Source organism: Psychrobacter sp. 1U2 (assembly GCF_051847575.1).
The window spans coordinates 18,837-40,099 of record NZ_JBPYDC010000017.1 but is presented as its reverse complement, the minus strand read 5'-3'; the positions used below and the strand labels follow the sequence as shown (position 1 = coordinate 40,099).

16 protein-coding genes are annotated in these 21,263 nt (G+C 45.2%); 6 read left to right on the top strand and 10 right to left on the bottom strand.

Annotated elements, in window-relative coordinates; translation table 11 throughout:
- Nucleotides 1-86: 86 nt before the first annotated feature.
- Entirely contained in the window at nt 87-974 is an 888-nt protein-coding gene (ypfJ, locus tag ACS8FD_RS09250) for a KPN_02809 family neutral zinc metallopeptidase (protein WP_439275558.1), read from the top strand.
- A gap of 138 nt (nt 975-1,112) precedes the next feature.
- Here ypfJ and ACS8FD_RS09245 read toward each other — a convergent pair whose 3' ends face one another.
- The 3 genes from ACS8FD_RS09245 to trxA all read right to left on the bottom strand — a co-directional run bounded on the left by ACS8FD_RS09245 (nt 1,113) and on the right by trxA (nt 3,921).
- On the bottom strand, nt 1,113-1,355 hold the full coding sequence (locus tag ACS8FD_RS09245) for a hypothetical protein (RefSeq protein WP_439275557.1): 243 nt from the start codon (nt 1,353-1,355) through the stop codon (nt 1,113-1,115).
- Nucleotides 1,356-1,817: 462 nt separating this feature from the next.
- A complete protein-coding gene (gene rho / locus ACS8FD_RS09240; RefSeq protein ID WP_439275556.1) occupies nt 1,818-3,089 on the bottom strand; it encodes a transcription termination factor Rho in 1,272 nt (423 codons plus the stop codon).
- A 505-nt stretch (nt 3,090-3,594) separates the two neighbouring features.
- A complete protein-coding gene (trxA, locus tag ACS8FD_RS09235) occupies nt 3,595-3,921 on the bottom strand; it encodes a thioredoxin (protein WP_439275555.1) in 327 nt (108 codons plus the stop codon).
- A 340-nt stretch (nt 3,922-4,261) separates the two neighbouring features.
- Here trxA and ACS8FD_RS09230 point away from each other — a divergent pair, with 340 nt between their 5' ends.
- Both ACS8FD_RS09230 and ACS8FD_RS09225 read left to right on the top strand, forming a co-directional pair.
- On the top strand, nt 4,262-5,038 hold the full coding sequence (locus tag ACS8FD_RS09230; RefSeq protein WP_439275554.1) for an RluA family pseudouridine synthase: 777 nt from the start codon (nt 4,262-4,264) through the stop codon (nt 5,036-5,038).
- Between the two features lie 159 nt (nt 5,039-5,197).
- Nucleotides 5,198-6,730 carry a flavin-containing monooxygenase gene (locus ACS8FD_RS09225; RefSeq protein WP_439275578.1) on the top strand — a complete coding sequence of 511 codons (1,533 nt, stop codon included), beginning with the start codon at nt 5,198-5,200 and terminating at the stop codon, nt 6,728-6,730.
- Between the two features lie 11 nt (nt 6,731-6,741).
- On the opposite strand, the gene ACS8FD_RS09220 is transcribed toward ACS8FD_RS09225, so the two are convergent.
- Together ACS8FD_RS09220 and ACS8FD_RS09215 are read right to left on the bottom strand one after the other, a co-directional pair.
- On the bottom strand, nt 6,742-7,686 hold the full coding sequence (locus ACS8FD_RS09220) for a D-2-hydroxyacid dehydrogenase (protein ID WP_439275553.1): 945 nt from the start codon (nt 7,684-7,686) through the stop codon (nt 6,742-6,744).
- A gap of 48 nt (nt 7,687-7,734) precedes the next feature.
- Entirely contained in the window at nt 7,735-8,688 is a 954-nt protein-coding gene (locus ACS8FD_RS09215; RefSeq protein WP_439275552.1) for an NAD(P)-dependent oxidoreductase, read from the bottom strand.
- 299 nt (nt 8,689-8,987) lie between these two features.
- Between ACS8FD_RS09215 and rapA the strand changes: the two genes are divergently transcribed.
- The gene (gene rapA, locus ACS8FD_RS09210; RefSeq protein WP_439275551.1) at nt 8,988-11,897 is read left to right on the top strand and encodes an RNA polymerase-associated protein RapA; all 2,910 of its coding nucleotides are present in this window, start codon (nt 8,988-8,990) and stop codon (nt 11,895-11,897) included.
- A gap of 267 nt (nt 11,898-12,164) precedes the next feature.
- Complete coding sequence (locus ACS8FD_RS09205) at nt 12,165-13,076, top strand: acyl-CoA thioesterase (RefSeq protein WP_439275550.1); 912 nt, start codon at nt 12,165-12,167, stop codon at nt 13,074-13,076.
- A 57-nt stretch (nt 13,077-13,133) separates the two neighbouring features.
- Here ACS8FD_RS09205 and mutY read toward each other — a convergent pair whose 3' ends face one another.
- The 5 genes from mutY to ACS8FD_RS09180 form a co-directional block, all read right to left on the bottom strand.
- The gene (gene mutY / locus ACS8FD_RS09200) at nt 13,134-14,390 is read right to left on the bottom strand and encodes an A/G-specific adenine glycosylase (RefSeq protein ID WP_439275549.1); all 1,257 of its coding nucleotides are present in this window, start codon (nt 14,388-14,390) and stop codon (nt 13,134-13,136) included.
- Between the two features lie 118 nt (nt 14,391-14,508).
- Entirely contained in the window at nt 14,509-15,429 is a 921-nt protein-coding gene (locus ACS8FD_RS09195) for a GIY-YIG nuclease family protein (protein ID WP_439275548.1), read from the bottom strand.
- A 45-nt stretch (nt 15,430-15,474) separates the two neighbouring features.
- Nucleotides 15,475-16,428 carry a ribosome biogenesis GTPase YlqF gene (ylqF, locus tag ACS8FD_RS09190; RefSeq protein ID WP_439275547.1) on the bottom strand — a complete coding sequence of 318 codons (954 nt, stop codon included), beginning with the start codon at nt 16,426-16,428 and terminating at the stop codon, nt 15,475-15,477.
- Between the two features lie 87 nt (nt 16,429-16,515).
- A complete protein-coding gene (locus ACS8FD_RS09185) occupies nt 16,516-19,578 on the bottom strand; it encodes a DUF2339 domain-containing protein (RefSeq protein WP_439275577.1) in 3,063 nt (1,020 codons plus the stop codon).
- A 171-nt stretch (nt 19,579-19,749) separates the two neighbouring features.
- Nucleotides 19,750-20,490, bottom strand: coding sequence for a dienelactone hydrolase family protein (locus tag ACS8FD_RS09180; RefSeq protein WP_439275546.1), 741 nt, complete (start codon nt 20,488-20,490; stop codon nt 19,750-19,752).
- A gap of 177 nt (nt 20,491-20,667) precedes the next feature.
- Here ACS8FD_RS09180 and ACS8FD_RS09175 point away from each other — a divergent pair, with 177 nt between their 5' ends.
- Nucleotides 20,668-21,252, top strand: coding sequence for a YcgN family cysteine cluster protein (locus ACS8FD_RS09175; protein WP_439275545.1), 585 nt, complete (start codon nt 20,668-20,670; stop codon nt 21,250-21,252).
- Nucleotides 21,253-21,263: the final 11 nt, after the last annotated feature.

Here is a 21,263-nt window from a genome sequence, read left to right as displayed (position 1 = left end):
GAGGTTTTGTAGTTCGCAAAATAGGTTGAACTTTAGGTTGCTGGTTAGTTTTAGAATAAATAAATATTTTATAGAGGATAGCAGTTATGAAATGGAGAGGTAGAAGAGGCAGTACCAACGTACGTACTAGCAGCGGCGGTGGTAAAATGATAGGCGGCGGTATTGGTGGTATTATTATTGCTGGTATTTTATGGCTAGTATTTGGAGTCAATCCTATGACTGCGCTACAAACGGGGCAAGTTGTAACTGGCGGCGGAGGCAGTTCTGCAACTGAAGTAGCGACTAGTGACGATCGTGATACCCAATTCGTGCAAGTAGTGTTAGCCGATACTGAAGAGGTTTGGGGACAGATTTTTAATGAAGGCGGAAAAACCTATCAAGAGCCGTCATTAGTGTTATTCAATGGTCAAGTGAGCTCAGCTTGTGGGAGCGCGACCGCAGCGACTGGGCCTTTTTATTGCCCAGGAGATCAGACGATTTATCTTGATACTACTTTTTTCCAGGAGATGCGTCAAAACTTAGGTATTAGTGGCGATCAGCAAGGCTCTGGTGAGCAAGAAAACCAAGGTAAGGCAGGTGACTTTGCTCAAGCTTATGTTATTTCTCACGAAGTAGGCCATCATGTGCAGACGCTATTGGGTATCAGTCAGCAGGTCAATCAAGCTCGTCAGCAAGTGACACAAGCACAAGGGAATCATTTGTCCGTATTGCAAGAGCTACAAGCTGATTGTTTCGCAGGGGTATGGGCTAACCGTAATCAACAACGAGTACAGTTCCTAGAGCCAGGAGATATCAATGAGGCGATTAACGCCGCCGGACAAATAGGCGATGATCGTCTAGCACAAGCTAGTGGCCGCGCTGCAACGCCAGATAGCTTCACCCATGGTACTAGTCAGCAGCGAGTGGATTGGTTCACGCGTGGCCTTGAGAGCGGTAATGTGCAAGCTTGCGATACTTTTAGCGGGGCTTTATAACGGATAATATTTAGCAGTGCTTTATAAGGAGAGGCGCTGCCAGTGATTGTTGATCATGAGCAATAAAAAAACCTACCCTTTACAAGGTAGGCTTTTTTGTTCAAGCTGTCTGGTCATTTATAAATGACAGAAGCTGAGTTATCTTCTGCTGTTTTCAAGAATATAAGCACCTGCGCCACCAATTGCAGCACCACCAAGTGCGCCGCGAGCGATGTCTTTACTATCGCCGCCACTTCTAATAAGTGCACCAGCCGCTGCGCCAGCAGCTGTGCCTTTAGCAGTGTTGCTTAGGCCACTGTTATAACCAGTAGAGTTACAACCCGTCATAATTAATGCTGAACTTGTAATCGCAGTCATGGCAAAAGTTTTAGCAAATTTCATATCATCACCTATTAAATTGTAAAATTGATCACTATTTTTTGTCACTGATAACTAGTCATTGCTAGCTATTTATTATCGATAAAAACGCTTATTCGAACTGTCACTACTTATCATTGTTATGGTATACGAATGATAAGGTAGATAGCTATCAAAATAGCAATTATCAATAAAGATCAGTACAGAAAAATACACTTGTGCTACAGCTCATAATAACTACATTATAGGATTTAGTCGTATCGAATACGCTATTCTTTACAGCTGAGGTGTAAGCGATGTGTCTATACTGTTTCCTTAGTAGGACTTTGACTAAAGTCACTTGTCAGACACGCTATAGTAAGCTAACTGTTTTAGTTAGGATGTTTCTACTTGTTATCAGTTAGTACTATTCGACTTGAGTAAATATAGGAGCTTAAATTAGAAAAGACCACTATAAAGTGGTCTTTTTAAAATAAAAAGTTAATTCTAGTTGACCTTAGATTTACGATTCATTTGTTCAAAGAACTCATCATTGGTTTTCGCCTCTTTAAGGCGATCGAGTAAGAACTCCGTCGCTTGTACGCCATCCATCGGCTGCAGTAACTTACGTAAAATCCAAACTTTGCGTAATTTATCTTCATTGAGCAAACGTTCTTCGCGGCGCGTGCCAGATTTTTTGATATTAATAGCTGGAAAGACGCGCTTTTCGGCCAAATCACGCTCAAGGGTGATCTCTTGGTTGCCGGTACCTTTGAATTCCTCAAAGATAACGCTGTCCATCTTACTACCCGTATCGATAAGGGCACTCGCGATAATGGTTAAACTGCCGCCTTCTTCTACATTACGCGCCGCGCCAAAAAAGCGTTTTGGACGCTCAAGTGCATTGGCATCGAGACCACCGGTCAAAACTTTACCAGATGATGGCATTACCGTGTTATAAGCACGAGCAAGGCGGGTGATAGAGTCTAGCAAAATAACCACATCTTGCTTGTGCTCGACGAGACGTTTGGCTTTTTCGATGACCATGTCCGCCACTTGTACGTGACGCTGCGGCGGCTCATCAAAGGTAGAGGCGACCACTTCACCGCGTACGGTACGCTCCATCTCAGTCACTTCCTCAGGACGCTCATCGATCAATAGTACAATCAAATAGCATTCAGGGTTGTTACGCGTGATCGATTGAGCAATGGTCTGCAGCAGCATCGTTTTACCGGCTTTTGGCGGTGCGACGATAATGGAGCGCTGACCTTTACCAATAGGAGCGATCAGATCGATAATACGACCGGTCAGATCTTCAGTAGTACCGTTACCTAATTCTAATTTTAACTGTTCGGTAGGAAAGAGCGGTGTTAAGTTCTCAAAAATGAGCTTATGACGTGAGCGATCTGGGGTATCAAAGTTAATCTCCCCGACTTTTAGCAAGGCAAAATAGCGCTCAGAGTCCTTTGGCGGGCGAATAGTTCCCGCTATGCTATCGCCTGTCTTGAGACTAAAGCGGCGGATTTGGCTAGGGCTGACATAAATATCATCAGGACCGGCCAAATAAGAGCCTTCGGAGGAGCGCAAAAAGCCAAAACCATCCGGGAGGACTTCTAACACTCCGTCGCCATAGATAGCTTCGCCATTGCGAGCATGAGTCTTTAAGATGGCAAAAATGATGTCTTGCTTACGGCTACGCGCCATATTATCAAGCCCCATTTCTTTAGCGATAGCCAAGAGCTCAGAGATTGATTTTTTCTTTAATTCAGTTAAATTCATAGGAAAGTCATTAGCAGGTTATCAGGCGAGAGAGGTCATAAGCAGCACAACCCACGACATTGATTCAAACAATATTAGGGAGAGGGTGTGCAAAGCGTTGGGTTTATGTTGCCTTGAATTTTTATATCAGCTCAGCGCCAATTGTAGGATGTTACAACAGGAACGCTCAGAATAAATATAAAGAAGGTGACATAAGAGTCTTCGATAAGAGCTCAGTATCAGTAATTGTATTTGGTAATAGTGCTTAATAATGATAGTTGTGTTTTGTAGTTACAAACACGAGGAGACTTGCGACAAGACGCTTATGAAAAACGGTTGTATTACTCTTGTCAGCAGACTATACGGTTATAGGTAGGGCGTTGTCAATTATTTTTGCTAAAAAAAGTCGTTAATTGATTTATTTGTGCAAAAAGTCAGCAAAAAGCCACTATCTGCTACAGATAATGGCTTTTTGAAATAGATAACCGGTTATCAACTGATTACCGTAGTGCTATTTTCGTTTAAATTATAAATGCTTATCAAGTACTTTAGCCAATTCTGCTTTTGGCTGTAGACCCATAACGGAATCTACTTTTTCGCCATCTTTGAAGACAAATAGCGTTGGAATGTTACGAATACCGAAACGGCTAGCGGCTTGTGGGTTATTATCGACATCAACTTTGACGATTTTGACTTTACCTTCATAATCGGTTGCCAAATCTTCTAAGATAGGCGCGATAGATTTACAAGGACCACACCAAGTTGCCCAAAAATCTACTAACACTAGCGTGTCAGCTTGTAGTACATCTTTATCAAAGTCGGTATCGGTAGTGTTGACGATTAAATCTGACATAATATGTCTCTCTTTTTTATTAAGTTTAAACTTTTATTCTTAGGTAAAATATAACCTTGTGATTAAACTTATCAAGGCTATATGGAAGCTAGTAGTACTATTATTAATTAAAGGTTATTACTAACGTGAATACCCATGAATGAATAATGATATAGTAACATATCTGCTAAACCTTAATAGCGTTTGCCTCGTTAAAATGCTTAACAATTAATATTAGTACAATCAATCGAAACATAAAACAACAGCGCAGAATTCATCAAAGAATTTAACTACAGCAGCATTATTATCTACTGTTTTGTAGTTATTACTCTCTACCACTACTGTATAAATAAGCTCTTTTATGCTCTTTACTGAAGAAGAAACTGCCGCTCTTAACGAGCGAGAACAAACTTACCCGCTAGCGTTTTTTCAGGATTTCGCTAAAACGATAACCGTTTTTGAGGACGACGATATTTGGGTGGTTGATAAGCCTGCAGGGCTATTAAGCGTCGATGGTAAGACCTTAAAGGTAAGCTTGCTTGCTAGGCTTGAAAAGGTCAATCCAAACGTTAAGCTCATTCATCGCCTCGATATGGATACTTCGGGGCTATTGATATTTGCCAAAAATGCTGCGGCGCAGACGCATATCAGTAAGCAGTTTATCGAGCGTCTGCCGCAAAAGTTGTATCAGGCTCGCGTGTTTGGGCAGTGGCAACAGATAGGAGCAACAGGCAAGATATCTGCACCAGTGCGCTACGAGCCGACGCTCAAACCGCGTCATATCGTTGATCCGGACTGGCCAAAGCAGGCTTTGACTCATTATGAAGTGCTCGCGCACGAATGCCTTGATACTCAATCCGTCGATGCTCAACCTATCAATGCGCCTAGCGTCAATACGCGAGCAGCTCAGCCGCCGCAAATGGTGACTCGCGTCGCCCTAAAACCTATCACTGGCCGCAGTCATCAGCTACGAGTACACATGGTGCATATGGGTCATGTGATTATCGGTGACCCTATTTACGCTGAAGGATCGGCGCTGACGATCGCGCCGCGTCTTAACTTACATGCTCAGCAATTGCGCTTGAAACATCCGGTGCTGGAAGCTTGGATGGACTGGGAAAGTCCCACGCCTTTTTAATAAAGGTTAGTATACATAAGGAAAGTGATTATGATCGATATAACGACAACTAAAAAAGCGATAAAAAATACCATCAAAAACCGCTTAGCGGGCCATGAGGCCTCATCAGCTCCATCTCCAGCCTATCAGGCTAATAGTGCTAAGCCGGTAGATTGTAAGATGCTCATTATCGGAGCAGGGGTCGCGGGTATCGGCATGGCGAGCCGCTTGCAGCAGTTCGATAATAAAAAAATATTTGGTCAAAATATCGGTAAAAATACTGATTCGAGTGCTGCTAACACTAATGCTACTGAGCGCTTTATTCTTTTAGAAAAAAGGGCAGATTTAGGAGGGACTTGGGATTTATTTAACTACCCTGGGATCCGCTCCGACTCTGATGCATTGACCTTTGGTTATAGTTTTCGGCCTTGGCTCGATAGTCGTATGCTCGCAAGTGGCGCTGATATTAAGGACTACATTAGTAAGACGGCTCATGAGTTTAAGATCGTGCCGCATATTCGCTACCGTCATGAAGTAGAGCAGCTATCTTGGTCAAGCGAGACCAAACACTGGACTGCCACTGTTATCAATCACGCTAGTGGAGAGTGCATAACCTTAACAGCTCATTTCGTGGTAGGGGCCACAGGCTATTATAACTTTGAACAAGGGTATAAGCCTGATTACGTAGGTGAAGCGGATTTTGCGGGGCTTATCGTGCATCCACAAAAGTGGCAAGACGTGGATTATCATAATAAAAAAATCGTCCTTATCGGTAGCGGCGCCACAGCGGTGACCTTGTTACCGGCCCTTGTAGACGCCAGCGGTGAGCAGACGGCAAGTCATGTCACTATGCTACAGCGCTCGCCTTCATATATTGCTAGTGTGCCGGCAGATGATTACGCGATGGAGACGTTATCGGGTAAATTCTCGCCCTTATCCAAACAGCAAGCCTATAAGCTCGTGCGCGCGCGCAATGTGTTAGTACAGCAAGCGACTTATCGCGCCTCTGTTTATGCGCCAAAGCTTATGAAAGCCTTAATGAGCTATGGTGTCAAAAAAGAGCTTAAAGGCAGTGATGTCAATCTTGAGCATTTCTCTCCTGATTATAATCCGTGGGATCAGCGGGTGTGTGCCGTACCTGATAGTGATTTTTTTACAGCGCTACAAAGCGGACGCGCAGCAATCGCGACTGATGAGATAGATAGATTTACCGAAACTGGTATTCTTCTAAAGTCGGGGGAGCATCTTGACGCTGATATTGTCATCTCAGCGACTGGTCTTAACTTACAGGTGCTTGGCGGCGCTAAAGTGACTATCGATGGAAAGGATGTCGATATCGGTCAGCGCATGACCTATAAAGCGGTAATGTTAGAGGAAGTGCCTAATATGGCGGTGCTATTTGGCTACACCAATGCTTCATGGACGCTAAAGATAGATATCGCCTGTCAGTATGTCCTACGCCTGATCAGCTACATGAATAAGCATCATTATCGGGTCGCTATGGCAACCGCGCAAGCCGATGGTGAAAACGTACAAATGCAAGAAGATACGGTGTTAGGCTCGTTGTCCGCAGGGTATGTCGCGCGCGCAAGTAAAGTGCTACCAAAGCAAGGCGATCGCTATCCATGGCAGGTGATAAATAACTATCTTCTCGATCGCATTATGCTCAAATATCGCAAAATCGATGATAAATGGCTTCACTTTACGCGTTAAATGTTTAAACCTTACCTCTTTCTATCAATAAACTCGCTGACTTGCTTGCTAAGTATCTGCCACAGCGTGAGCTGCGCGCTGTCGCTACCCCACGCATTATGCGGACTAAAGATAACGCGCGGATGATCTTTTAGGCTAAGTAGCGGGTCGTCCTCAGTGATAGGCTCTGCCTCAAACACATCGCTTGCATAGCCCAATATTTGCTCATCATTAACGGCATTGGTTAGCGCTTGGCTGTCGACGATGCCGCCGCGAGCGACGTTGACTATCAAGGGCTGCTTTTGCATTTTTGCCAAAGTGTCTTTATTAACTAAGTGTTTGGTGTCCTCGTTTAAGGGACAGTGCAAGCTAATGACGTCAGAGCAGGCTAGCACCTCGTCAAAGGCAGTGTAATCCTCATTACGCGGCGCTTGACCTTGATGCTCCGCCCACAGTACGGTCATGCCATAAGCGCGGGCAATCTCGGTCACTCGTTTACCGATAGTGCCAGCACCGATAATGCCTAACGTTTTTTCTTCCAAATCTATTAGCGGCACATCTAATAGACAAAAGCTGCCGTCGTTATACCAAGAGCCATCGATGACCTTTTGATGATAATGGATAGCGGCGCGCATCGCCATAGTCATCAGCATAAAGGTGTGCTCGGGCACGCTTTTGACCGCGTAGCCTGCAACGTTGTATAGCGTCACATCGTGCTTATCGCAAGCCTCTTTATCAACGTTATTCATACCAGTAGCCGTCAGTTGAATCAGCTTTAGCTTGGGCAAGCTACCAATGACCTCACCGCTAATCTTAATCTTATTGGTAAAGATAATGTCCGCATCTTGGCAGCGCTCGACTATAGCTTGAGTATCCTCTTGGCTGTCGCTGTAGACCACATAATCTGTCACTCCTGCTGGCGCTGGCAAGTCTAAATTCTGAGAAAATGTGCCTCTATCCAAAAATACCGCTTTCATACTGCCTCCTTACTTATTCTTTTTATGACGACTTGAGCTGTCATTTGATTATTCATTGTAGTTATCGATAAAGGTATTGATTTGCTGTTGGACAATGTCCCATAACTTATGATGAGCGTTTTTGCTACCTGAAGCCACGTGCGGGCTAAAGATAATCCGTGGATGCTGCTGCTCTGCCAGTTTAAGTAAAGGATCGTCTGCGGCGATTGGCTCTTTCTCAAAAACATCGGTGGCATAACCGAATACTTGCTGATCCTCTATCGCCTTCGCCATAGCCTTAGAGTCGACGACCGCGCCTCGTGCTACATTGACGACTAGCGGTTGCTTGCTCATTTTGGCTAAGGTATCGGCGTTAATTAGATGCTTAGTCTCTGGCGTGAGCGGGCAGTGCAAGCTGATAATATCGGCAGCAGCAAGCACAGTCTCAAAGTCAGTATAATCATCGCTGCGCGGCGCTTTGCCTTGGTGCTCTGCCCAGAGTACGGTCATACCAAAGGCTTTTGCGAGTTCGCTCACTCGCTTACCAATGGTCCCTACGCCAATGATACCTAAGGTTTGACCCTCGACATCGATCATCGGCGCTTGATTGATCTGTGAGCTGCGATCTTTACGCCAACTACCATCGACGACTTTTTGGTGATAATGAATGCCAGCACGCAGTGCATTTAACATCAGCATAAAGGTATGCTCAGGGACGCTTTTAACCGCGAAAGCTGAAGCGTTATATAGCTCAACTTTATTTTCCCTGCAGGCCTCTTGGTCTATGGTGTTCATGCCGCTTGAGCTTAGCTGTATGAGTTTAAGCTTAGGTAACGCTTCAATGACTTCACGTTCGATCCTAAGCGTACCGCAGATTATGATGTCGGCATCTTGGCAGCGCTCAATGATCACTTTATTGTCTTGCGGGGTTTTGTCAAAGGTCACGTATTCGCTTACCTTTGTAGGCTTCGGTAGCTCAAGACCTTCTAGAAATCTAGCTTCGTCGAGTAATACCGCTTTCATAGGTAATCCTTTTTAGTTTTAGTTATGAGTAATAGTTATTTTATAAGCCTCTAATGTAGCATGCTGCAGCAAAAAGCAAAACTGACCCACTAAAGCGAAGTCTTTAGCGAGCAGAATGCAAATCCTAAAATAACGGCTGAGCGATAAGCTCTTGAAAAACACAATTAGCGCAACCATCTAACCGCTAACGCTATATAATAGTGCGACTTTGCAGCGACGTTGCTTGTTGTTAATTATCTATAGCTGTGACTACTTCCATCTTCTATTTTTATCATTTAAGTACAAAAAGATACCGCCCTATGACTATTTCTGCCGCCTCATTACTCAGTAGCGAATTCGCTGTTGGTCAACGTTATTTATCCGATACCGAGTCTGAGCTTGGTTTAGGTGTAGTGATCGACGTCGATGATCGCTGCGTGCACATCTTGTTTCCGCAAAGCGAAGAGACGCGTGTCTATGCTAAAAACTCAGCGCCGCTCTCGCGCGTAGTTTTCAAAGTCGGCGATAGCATCGCTGATCAACAAGGTCACAGCTATACGGTCACCGGCGTCGATGAGGTCATGGGCGTACTCAAGTACAGCGTCGAAGATGATGATAAAGGGGTGGAAGTTAAACCGATTATGGAGACGCGTTTGGCGGCGAATATTACGCTTGCCAAGCCCCTTGAGCGTTTGCTAGCCGGCCGTATTGAGCGTAGTGACTGGTATGATTTGCGTCAAGATATTTTGCGTATGCAGTCAGCATTAGCCGGTCATCCGCTCAAAGGTCTCATGGGCGCGCGCGTCGATATTATTGAGCACCAGCTCTATATCGCGCATGAAGTCGGCAAGCGTATCGCGCCGAGAGTATTACTCGCTGATGAAGTAGGTCTGGGCAAAACGATTGAAGCCGGTCTTATTATTCATCAGCAGCTACTTACCGGTAAGGCTGAGCGCGTATTGATACTCGTGCCTGATAGTCTGCAGTATCAATGGATGATTGAGCTGCGCCGTCGCTTTAATCTTAACTTTGCGCTATTTGACTTGGTACGTACGGCGGCGATAAAAGAGCACGATCCAGAACAAAACGTCTTTGCCACTGAGCAATGTATCATCGCTGGCATGGACTTATTGCTTGATCATGACGATCTTTACGAGCAAGCGATAGAGGCAGGCTTTGATTTACTTGTCGTCGATGAGGCGCATCACTTGCATTGGGACGCGTCGCAAGGCGGTAATGATAAATATGAGCTAGTCGCTGACTTTGCCAACGAGACCCCAGGGGTGATGCTACTGACTGCCACTCCGGAGCAATTGGGCGCTCAAAGTCATTTTGCACGTCTGCGTCTGCTTGATCCCAATCGCTTTGATGATTTAGATGCGTTTATCGAAGGTCAGGATGCCTTTGCCGAAACGGCGGCGGTCGCCAATATCTTAATAGAAGATAAGCCTCTGAGCACGGCGCAAATTACAGCTTTAAGCCATTTACTTGATATCAGCACCGATGAGCTAGCAAACATTAATGAAGATGAGAAGCTGCGTAATTATGCGCTAAATGAGTTGCTAGATCGTCACGGTACTGGGCGCGTTCTATTCCGCAATACCCGTGAAAGTGTCAAAGGCTTCTACGGGCGTAGTAGTCAGCCGCATCCATTGCCGCTACCAGAAGCTTGGGTAGACAGCTATCAGACTACGGGTAAACTGCGCGAGCAGCTATGGGGTGAGGAAAATCAGCCTGATGGCGGCTGGCTAGAAGACGACCCACGCGTGCCTTGGCTGATCGATATCTTAAAAGGCGAGCTTAAGCAAGAAAAAGTATTACTCATTGCGCGAAGTGGCGCGACGGTTGAGAGCTTAGAGGCGGTACTGCGTTTGCATGCCGGTATTAAGACCGCTATCTTTACTGAGCAGATGACGCTGCTTGAGCGTGACCAAGCCGCCGCCTTTTTTGCCGATAGAGAAGGGGCGCAAATACTACTGTGTTCAGAAATTGGCTCAGAAGGCCGCAACTTCCAGTTTGCAAGCCAGCTCATTCTTTGGGACTTGCCTGCTAATCCGGATACCTTAGAGCAGCGCATTGGCCGCTTGGACCGTATTGGTCAGACGCAGCAGATTACGCTGCATGTGCCTTATGTTGAGAGCACCGCGCAAGAGCGTCTCTATCACTGGTACAACAGCGCGCTCAATATGTTTAACCAGATATCGCCAACGGCACAAAGTGTGCAAGAAGAATATATTCAGACCTTGAAGCCCTTGTTAGAGGGGCTAGAAGGCGCGGATACGTTTGATAATCAGCAAGCGCTACAAGACGTTATCGCTGAAGCGAAGCAGACGCGTCTAGGGTTAGAGGCTCAGCTACAAGCGGGCCGCGACCGTCTGCTTGAGTATAACTCTTGCCGTCCGCGTGTAGCTTCGCGTATCAAAGACGCAATGGTAGATTTTGATAGTCACAATCTACTACCGCAGTTCGTTGAGCGTTTTTTAGCGTCCGCTAATATCGATCATAGCGTACAGCGCGATGGCTCTTGGGTGATTACGCCGATTGATAGCACAGAGATCAATGAGTATATGGAGAGCTTGCCGCTCGGTGAGGACGGCATGAGCTTAACCTTCGAGCGCGAGCTGGCTTTGCAGCGCGAAGAGATTGATTTTATCACTCATGAGCATCCTTTGATGCGCGCCATCTATGAGCTGGCCAGTACGAGCACCTTTGGTAACACCACCGTCGGTATGTTAAAGAGCGCCGCGATGCCGCAAGGTACAGTACTGCTTGAAATTAACTTTCGGGTAGAAACTATTGCGCCAAAAGTGCTGAATCTTCCTGCGACCTTGCCAACACAAAGCATTCGCGTGTTTATGAGTGAACAGGGTAGCGATTTGTCGAGCCGTATCAGCTCGGAGATGATTATGCCGCATATCGAGCGCTTAGATAATAATCGAGCGCGGCAAGTGATCAAGGCGCGTGGTGATATTATTGAGCAGCGCTATCATGAAGCTGAAGCCATTGCCCGTAGTCAGCTGTCTGAGGTAGGAGCGCAGGCCAATGCTCGCTTTACTCAGCAGTGGTCCCGTGAGATCAAGCGTCTCAAGCACTTACAAACCATCAATCCGAATGTGCGTGACAGCGAGATTGAGCGCTTAGAGCAGCTGCAAGCGCAAGGCGAGCAAGCACTGACAAACCTGCTTTTAGTGCCAGACTCTATCCGGATTTTGGTGGCGGTAAAGCCCTAGTTTAAGTTGGCATTGGTATAAAAAGAGGTGCTCATTAGCGCCTCTTTTTTATGTTAGGATTTAGCCTAAAATAGAATAAATCTTAGTCTGAACAGTCATCATAATAGCCGCTGAGTCGTATGACATCACTGGTCAAAAATGTCGATATTGGTTACTATGTTTAACTTTCATTAAACTCTCTAAAGTGATCATTTTTACTAACAAGTATTGTCATCTAAAGCGAAAATGTTTGTTAGTAGAAATATTAGAATAAGGAAAATAAGCGTCATGTCTGATGTGTTTGATAACTCGCAACTTATCGACGAGCTGTTAGCGACAGTCGCATTGACTGAGCTCAGTCCGGATGTTTTTGAAGGGGCTAGCCATGATTATGTTGGTTCGCGTATCTTCGGCGGGCAAGTGCTTGCGCAAGCGATAATGGCGGCGTCTCACACTTTAAATGAGGACAAGCCTTGCCACTCTCTGCACGGGTATTTTTTACGTGGCGGCGATATCAAGCAGCCTGTCATCTACCAAGTGCGCCGCTTGCGAGACGGTCGTAGTCTGTCAGCACGCGAAGTGACAGCTATTCAATACAAGCAAGTAAAAGGAAAACAGCCTGTTGAGCAAGTGATCTTTTCGATGATAGCGTCGTTCTCACCTGCCGAGGAAGGGCTTGAGTATCAAGAGAGTATGCCGGTGTACCCGCCGCCAGAAGATCTGCCCTCAGAACAAGAGCTAAAAGATGAGCACGTGGGCAAAGTACCAGACGCGCTCAAAGCGCGGTTTATGCGTCGTCGCCATGTAGAGATCAAGCCTGTTAAACCGCGTGATCCGATCAACCCAACCCCTATGAAACCTAAGCAAGCCAACTGGCTACGTATTCGCGAGCTTGGCAATCAGCCTGTGGCTATTCAGCAAGCGCTACTCGCGTTTTCGTCGGACTTTTATTTAGTAGGTACTGGGCTAATGTCGCATGGTGTCAGCTTTATGACCAGTGGCCTGCAAGCAGCGAGTATCGATCATTCGATGCATTTTCATCGCCCGTTCGATCTCAACGACTGGCTACTCTATGATATGTGGAGCGACACCACTTCTAGCTCAAAAGGCCTCAATCATGGCCAGTTTTGGCAAGATGGCAATCTCGTCGCCACTGTGCAGCAAGAGGGCCTCATGCGCTTGCGTGTGCCAAAGTCTTAGTTTGCTGATTGTTTTAGTTTAATAATTATAATATTGAAGAGCGCTTCCTTATCAGTTCTAAACTTCGATAATCTTCATCATTGCGCGCGGTAGTCCGAGACTATCACGCGCTTTTTGCTTACTATGCCACTTAAAAGCAATCTCTGCTGCTGATAGTTTTTGGTTCAGCTCTGCAATCCTCGCATCATCAATAACCAATTTTTGCGGCTGCAAATACCAATGGAAATGGGTCAATGAATGCTTAATCGGCGCGTCATCAAGTAAGGTATTACTCACAGACTCAGCGACCAGTGTATTCTCTGTTAGCCATTCATTGATAATCTGCTCAGCGGTAGTGAATTCTGCTTCATAGACTATTTCATTACTACTCACTTGCAGTTTCTTTGATTGTTCTTCTAAAGTCTTAGCTACTTTATTAGCTGTCACCTTTTCTACAAACTCTAAGGGCAAACTCCACAGTCCGCCCCAAATGCCATTATCAGGACGCTGTAGCCAAAGAATCTCGCCTTGCGTATTTTCGATAATAAGCGCATTGCTAAACTTGCTCGGTTTGGGCTGTTTTTTTGCTTTGACTGGATAATCAGTCTCGCGCCCCTCAGCGTGTGCTATACAATCGTCTTTTAGCGGGCATAGCGAACAATTAGGGCTACGGCGCACGCATAAAGTGGCACCCATATCCATCATCGCTTGCGCGAATAGCCCTGAATTCTCGATAGGCGTCAAGCGCTCCGCCAATGCCCATAGCTGTTTGGTCGTCGCAGACTTAGTAATATCACCATCAATCGCCGCCCAGCGTGTCAATACGCGTTTGACATTGCCATCGCAAATGACACCGTATTTGTGTAGCCCCATTGCCATAATCGCGCCTGCGGTTGATGGCCCAACGCCTGAAATCGCCTCCCAGCCTGCTAGAGTTTGCGGATAGTCGCCCGTCTCGTTTATGACATCGACCGATTGCTTCGCGCCTTTATGCAGATTTCGCGCTCGCGCATAATAGCCCATACCTGCCCAGTGCTCAGCGATGGTATCCCATTCCGCCGCTGCTAAATCCTGCACCGTCGGGAACGAGTCCATAAAGCGCGCAAAGTAGGGCAGTACGGTTTTGACTTGCGTTTGTTGTAGCATGACCTCTGATAGCCAAACGATATAAGGGTTGGGCGTGTCAGTTTGGTGTTGTTGCCATGGCAAGTCGTGGCGACCGTTCGTTTCGAACCAGTGGAGTAGGCGCCGGGCGAAGGAGTTTAGGGATTGGGTAGAGTGAGTAAAGGTGTCTTCTAGTGTTTCGTTATTTGAGCTAAAGTTTTTTTGGGTCATAGAGTTGGTCTTGGCAGCTAGGGTGCGCCTCGCGCACCGATAAGAATATTTTGCTGATATTTGCGGGCGTTTAACTATTCTTATATGAGGCTCATACACATAATGTAAAGGTAACTAATTAACGATAAACGTTGTCTAGATTTTCACCCGCTTCATTTTTCCATTCAATCCAACCATTAGTAGAACGTCCTGAGACTAATGAACTGGCTCCACTGGGAGTTTTGAAAAGCTGGTTTTCAGTTAACTTGTAACTCTTATTATCTACTGCTATTAGCTTGCCAGTATTTAATAAATTCTCTTTTAGTTTAACTATAAATGGTGGAGCTGACATAGCTTGTGCTTGTCGTACTAACGATCCTGCTAATATGACAAAGCCATCATCGTCATAATAACCTTTGGCATCACCATCTTTCGCCTTATAGTAAAACAGTGTTGGCTGTGAATCAGCGATAGGCAAGGCATCAGCAGTACTGATTGAAGAAACAGCAACGTCACCCGAAGACTGATTCTTAATGTTGTTATTTTCTTTAATATTTAAAGACTCAAAAACGGGTTGCCCTAAAGTCGATAATAAAACATCGAGAGTGTAAAAAAGCTCTTCACAATCTGCTTTTAAAGGGTCAGGAGTATGTGGCTTATTACCAGTATTGCCGTTTTTTATCTCATAACGTCCAACTTGCGTAGCAGTCGCTATAGCTTTATGTTCCATATATAACGCATGAGTTTGCGTCATTGAATTATTGGTTGAAAGCATAACAAAGGCACGCGTCCAAAAATCTTTATCATCATGCTGGTTTAACCGTCTTTTGAGATCACCAGTCTGCCCGATGTAAAGTAAAGGCTTATCAGCAGTTTCTGTTTCACCAATTAAAAAGTACAATCCCACTTGATTGGCATCGGGCATCGCAAAAAAATCATCGATATGAATACGTGGAATCTCAATCAAACGAACCGTACGCGTCGTCATTTCGGCCAAACGTAATCCGCGCGGATTACCTTTAGGTAGATATATTTGGATGGTTTTAGCAGAAGGAATCATAGTCGCCTAATTGGTTTAAAAATTTTAGAATTATAGAGCGAAACCCTACTTCCGATTCTTCCGCGCCCGCTTTTTACGCAGTCTTTTTTCTTCAAGTTTCGCTTCTTTTTTCGCTTCGGCTTCTAGCCTTTGCTGAGCGACCACTTCTTCTTCCGCTGCCATCATCTCAGGCGTCTCAAGCGTGATACGACCGAGCGTGCCGCTGCGTAGCTCATTAATTAGAATCTCTGACATGCGATAAGTATCGACGATACCGCCTTTTTTCAGTAATCCTCGATTGCGTCCAGCAACTTCAAAAAACTCCCAATCGGTTTGCGGTAGATCTTCAATTTTATAGCGCTCTTTAAGTAGCTCGGGATAATCTTTGATTAAATACTCAGCGGTGTAGCCCGCCACATCAGCGAAGTCAAAGGCAGTATCACGAATGCCGCCAGTCGCTGCCAAACGATAGCCTGAATGCTCGTTCTCGACTTTTGGCCAAAGCATGCCGGGTGTGTCATAGAGCATGATGCCGCCATCTAGTTTGATCAGTTGCTGCGATTTGGTGACTGCAGGTTCGTTCCCAGTCTTAGCGACTGAGCGACCGGCTAAGGTATTAATCAAAGTGGATTTACCGACATTAGGAATACCCATAATCATCGCTTTAATCTGCCGGCCGGATTCTGCTTTATTCGGCATGATTCTTTTGCACAGCTCAATGATTTTATGCACGTCATCGGCTTTATTATCATCGAAGGCAATGGCTTTGACACCGTTTTGTGCTTCTAGATGATTGAGCCATATTTGCGTGCGCGCGGGATCAGCGAGATCGGCTTTATTGAGGATTTTAATCACTGGCTTTTGCCCACGCAGAGCAGCGACCATAGGATTTTCGCTACTATAAGGAATACGCGCATCGATAACTTCGATGACGATATCCATCTCTGGCATGATTTCTTTGACTTCGTTGCGGGCTTTATTCATATGCCCAGGGAACCACTGAATCGTCTCTTTAACCATTGTTTTACTGCCTTTTTTATAGTTACCTTATTTTATAAAGGGTACTGCTGATATGTAAGAAGGATTAGCAGCATTTTACTACAGAAGCTACTGCGTCTCCGCATCTTTCTCAATCACTTCAGGTGGTAGTGGTGCAAGATAACCGATGAGCAGTATTAAGCTGCCCGCCACCAAAAATGACAGCACCCGCCAAATCGCTTCGGTCTGCGAGAGATCGACTAACACCAGTTTCAGCACCACCACGCCCAATAGGCCGATACCCATGAACCAAGGCGTGCGTTTTGATTGACGGCTAGCAACGATCGTCGCGATGAGCGCAATCAGTGTCCAAAGAATGGTCAAGCCTGTCTGTACTTGCTCGCTATCCCAAGCGCCCAAAGGAGTATTGTGCCAAAGCGGTGTACCGATAAAAGCATGCAGCGATCTAATGAGCATACTAGAGATGACCCAAAAGCTAACCAAACCTAAGATAATGAGTATAGGCTTCGGATTCAATACTTTTTTATTGATATCCTTGCCTTGTAAAGCAGAAGTGTTTTGAGGATCTTTATAACTGAGGTAAACCGTACTTAGCCCATATATCACCACTAACCATAAGCTGATATCGTATAAATTCATCAATGGAAAATAGGGCAAACCCCAAATCACACCATCATAGGACCAGTTAGTAACGACGACCCAAAGTAGGGTAATAGGCACAAATACTTTCGCGCAGTCAATTAAGGCTTGTTGCCAATCAAACCAAAGGGCTAAGCCTAAGTTTTTTTGAGAGTCTGTAGGATTAGTTGTCGGAGACTTATCATGACGATAGCTGAAATATAATCCTCCTAGCATCAAGGCTACTGGTATTAAAACAGCCATTATTCCTTGCGAAGCCGGTAAGCCGTAATGCACCGCTGCAGCTAGTACGAAAATGCCAGTAGCGAGCCAACTGGCGCTATCAAAACGCGATAGCTGATACTGCTGATACCAAGTTTTTAGCCAAAGTTGTCCAATTATGAACCAACCGATTAGAAGGACGGCAAACAGCGTCCAGTTCATGCTATGCCACTGATAACCAAACTCAAACTTCTGTGGCAACTGTAGAATAAGCGCGGTATAGAATATGACCAATAAACCTTGGCTTAGCTGCCGAATTTCTTGCCATGGACGGTAGCGACTGATTAGCCAATAAACACTAACACTCAGCAGCGAAGATAAAGCTATCAAAGTCGTTGTCGCTACTTGCTTATGACTCAACCACTGCTGAAAGTCAGCAATCCCTACATATAGCGCCCAAACTACCGCGATAAAGGTCAAAAAGCTTATGAATATCGGCCTACGCCAAACTATACTGAAAGCGCTACTTTTTTCGTTAATACTATTGACCCACTGATAGGCCGCCGATTGGCTAATCCCTAAATCTTTGGCATAAGTAGTGATAGAATCGCTCATTTTTATATTAGTTTTTTGCTCAGCTTCTTGTGCATTATTTTTAGACTGCGCTGAATTATAAATAGTAGGCGAGTTATTGACTCGCAAGATAAATACTGACGCCAAGAAGGCTAGAGCAGACACGCTTAGGGCTAACGTTGGATGATTTTTATAGGAGAAAAATAGTGTTACCATTAGCATAGCGATACTGACTAGCTGCAATAATAAGCCAAATAATACCGACCAAGCGCGCAATGAACGACGACCAAACCAAACTAAGGCTAATCCTTGCACTGACCAACCAAAAGCGATCCATTGGGCATCTAACGCTAATGGAATGACTAAGGCTAGAAAGCCAAATCCTAACGCCAACATACCCTCAGTGATGAGCGCATAGTGCTGGCTACGTTTGACAAATACTAAGCCAAGGCTTAGATAAATCGCTGCCAAAATCGCACTAGTCATCGTTAAAGCGTGAGGGATATCTTGTAGCAGCACTGAAAATAAACCAAAGGCGAGTAAGGGTACAGAGAACAATAAACCTGTATCGATAGGGAATAAGTACAAGCTATTAGCCGGTTTAGAAGTATTTAACCTCTGGGCGCTTGTTAAATGAGCAGTAGTTTCGCTATCTGTTTTGTGAAGCTGATTGTAAGCGATGATTTGCTGGGCGTAACGAATGACGACGAATAGATAGAGTGCTAAATGTAGCGCCACTAAGGTAACCAAGCTCCAGCGCTGCGACTCGATAACTGGGCTCAAGTCTTCGCTGATGCCCCAATAATAAGCCAGTCCAAAAGTCACTAATGCGCCAAATAAATTTAACACTTTCCAAGTGCGATAATGGGCAATAATAGCAATGGTGACGTTGAGCAGTAAGTAGTAGCTAAATAGCGCCGTCAAGCTGCCGGTATCATCGGCGGTCAATATCGGCGCAAAAAAGCCACCCGACAAGGCCAGTAGCGCTAACGGGAAAGCGTTTTGCCGCACAGCGAGACCAATAGTAAGCGCGGATAATACTCCAAGACCAATAAAACTTGGCAGGCTAGGCAGAACCTGATAAACGCTATAGGCAAAAAAGGTAGTTAAATAAGCGATGGCAAGGCCCGCGCCTTGTAAAGTAATGCCGTAAGCAAAACGGTTTTTGGCGAGTTTAAGTCCTAAGGCCGCTAAGCCTAAACCAATAGCAGCTATCGCTATAAGCTTAGATTCTATCGATATCTCAATATAGTCGCTAAGCAAACGTAGCAACAGTACGACGCCGATGAGTAACACGATAACGCCAACGCGCACCACTAAATTACCACCAAAAAACCAATTCTTAAGCGAGTGAAAAAGCGAGGTAACAATAGGTAAAGATTGCTCGTCTGGCTCTACAGGTGATGATGCTTTTGTGACAAAGGCATCAGGGTTTAAGCTTGAATGATCTATTAAAGGAGGGTCTGTAGCCTTATTTTCATTTAATGATATAGGTAGGGCAGACGATGAAACAGTAGACGGCAGAGGCGGCGGTACTGCGCTTTTTGGTTTACTTTCTATATCAGAGTTTGTAAGGGGCGGATTTGTAATATTAGTATTACTAGCAGTAGCGTCTGCAGTAGTATTTTGCTTTTGCAATTCAGCTTGTAAGCGCGTAACTTCACAGCGCAAGTCAATAAGCTGTTTATTCAACTTATTATGCAATACGATAATAATGATTAGTAAAATAATAAAGCTGATTAAGCCTAACATCGTCATCACTCAATTTATCTTATAATAAAACGATGATGACGTTATTTTAGAATAAACACAACTTTGCAGCCTTTTATAAAAGAGCAAACGGTTTATATTTAGGGCATAAAAAAGCAGAGTATGACGGTCATACTCTGCTTTACTGTGATCAATCTTCGCTTAGCGAAGCAATTTACTCTATGATCCTAGGTTCGATTTCATAAAGTCCATCATTTTATCCCAGCTCTCTTTTGCTGCTTTTTCGTCGTAGCCAAGATCGACATCGTTTTTTGCCGCGCGCTCATCAGCATGCGGATTGCTAAAGCCATGCTTAGCGCCTTCATAGACATCGACCGTATAATCGGCACCGACATTATCCATCTCTTTTTTGAAGTCTTCGACGGCGTCCATCGACACCATACTGTCATCGCCGCCATGGGCAACGAGTACTTTGGCTTTGAACTTGTCATCGGCTGCTTGCTTAGGCGCTAGATTGCCATGGAAAGTAGCAACGGCTTTGAGCGGCATGCCTTCGCGTGCCATATCTAATACCACTTTACCGCCGAAACAAAAGCCGATGGCGCCTAAGTTATCACCATTAACTCCCAACTGATCGCCGAAGTCATTTAAAATCAAACGGCAACGCTCCATCAGCATATCTTGATCGGCGAGGACTTGCTCCATCCACATATTGGCCATAGCCGCGTCTGTGGTCAGTTTACCTTCGCCATAGACGTCCATCGCCACTGCGGCATAGCCGGCTTTGGCTAGACGCTCAACCACTGATTTGGGATGATCGACCACGCCCCACCATTCTGGAGCCACTAAGATACCGGGTACTGGGCTATCGTCTGTTGCCTTCTCTGGGAGAGCGACATAGCTAATAAGCTCAACGCCGTTATCGGTCGTACTTACTAATTCCAAAGTCTTAATTGACATCTTATTGTCCTTATTATGTTATGAATTTTAATTGTATTTATAGCGTGATTTATAGGGTTGCTTTTTCACTACCCAACCACCTTAACGCCCATAGCGGACAAAAACAGCTATAATACTGTAACGCAATTTATCAAAATAGTTTTTGCTAGCAATCAGAACGGAAACTATGGCTACTTTATGAGGTTGAATGTGTTATCGCACCCCAAAGCAAAACATCAGACGGAGTTGATTGTAAACTTAGAAACTGACGTTACAGTAGCTGATGTTAAAGTCAAAGCTGAAGACACTTTGCGTCCACAGTTTTGGACTCAGTATACTCTTGACGAGCTGAATCATAGCGAATGGGAAGCGCTGTGTGACGGCTGCGGCTGTTGCTGCTTGATCAAATATATCGATGAAGACGAGCAGGGCGAAGTGAACGAAGAGTTGGTGGAGTATACCGATGTCGCTTGCCAGCTGATGAACTGCGAAACCGGTTACTGTCAGCATTATGACACGCGTCAAGAGTATGTCCCGGACTGTATTCAATTGACTATCGATAAGCTGCCAAAAATGATGTGGCTGCCATCGCACTGTGCTTATAAGCGCCTTTATAAAGGACAGTCGTTGCCAGATTGGCATCTCTTACTGACTAAAGATGCGGTAGCGACTCAGCAGCAAATGCGCGCGGCAAACATTGGCGTTGCAGGACGCTGCATATCTGAGGTTGGTATTTCTGATGAAGAGATGGAGGAGCGCGTGGTTAATTGGGTGACACCTTAGCTATCAGCGTG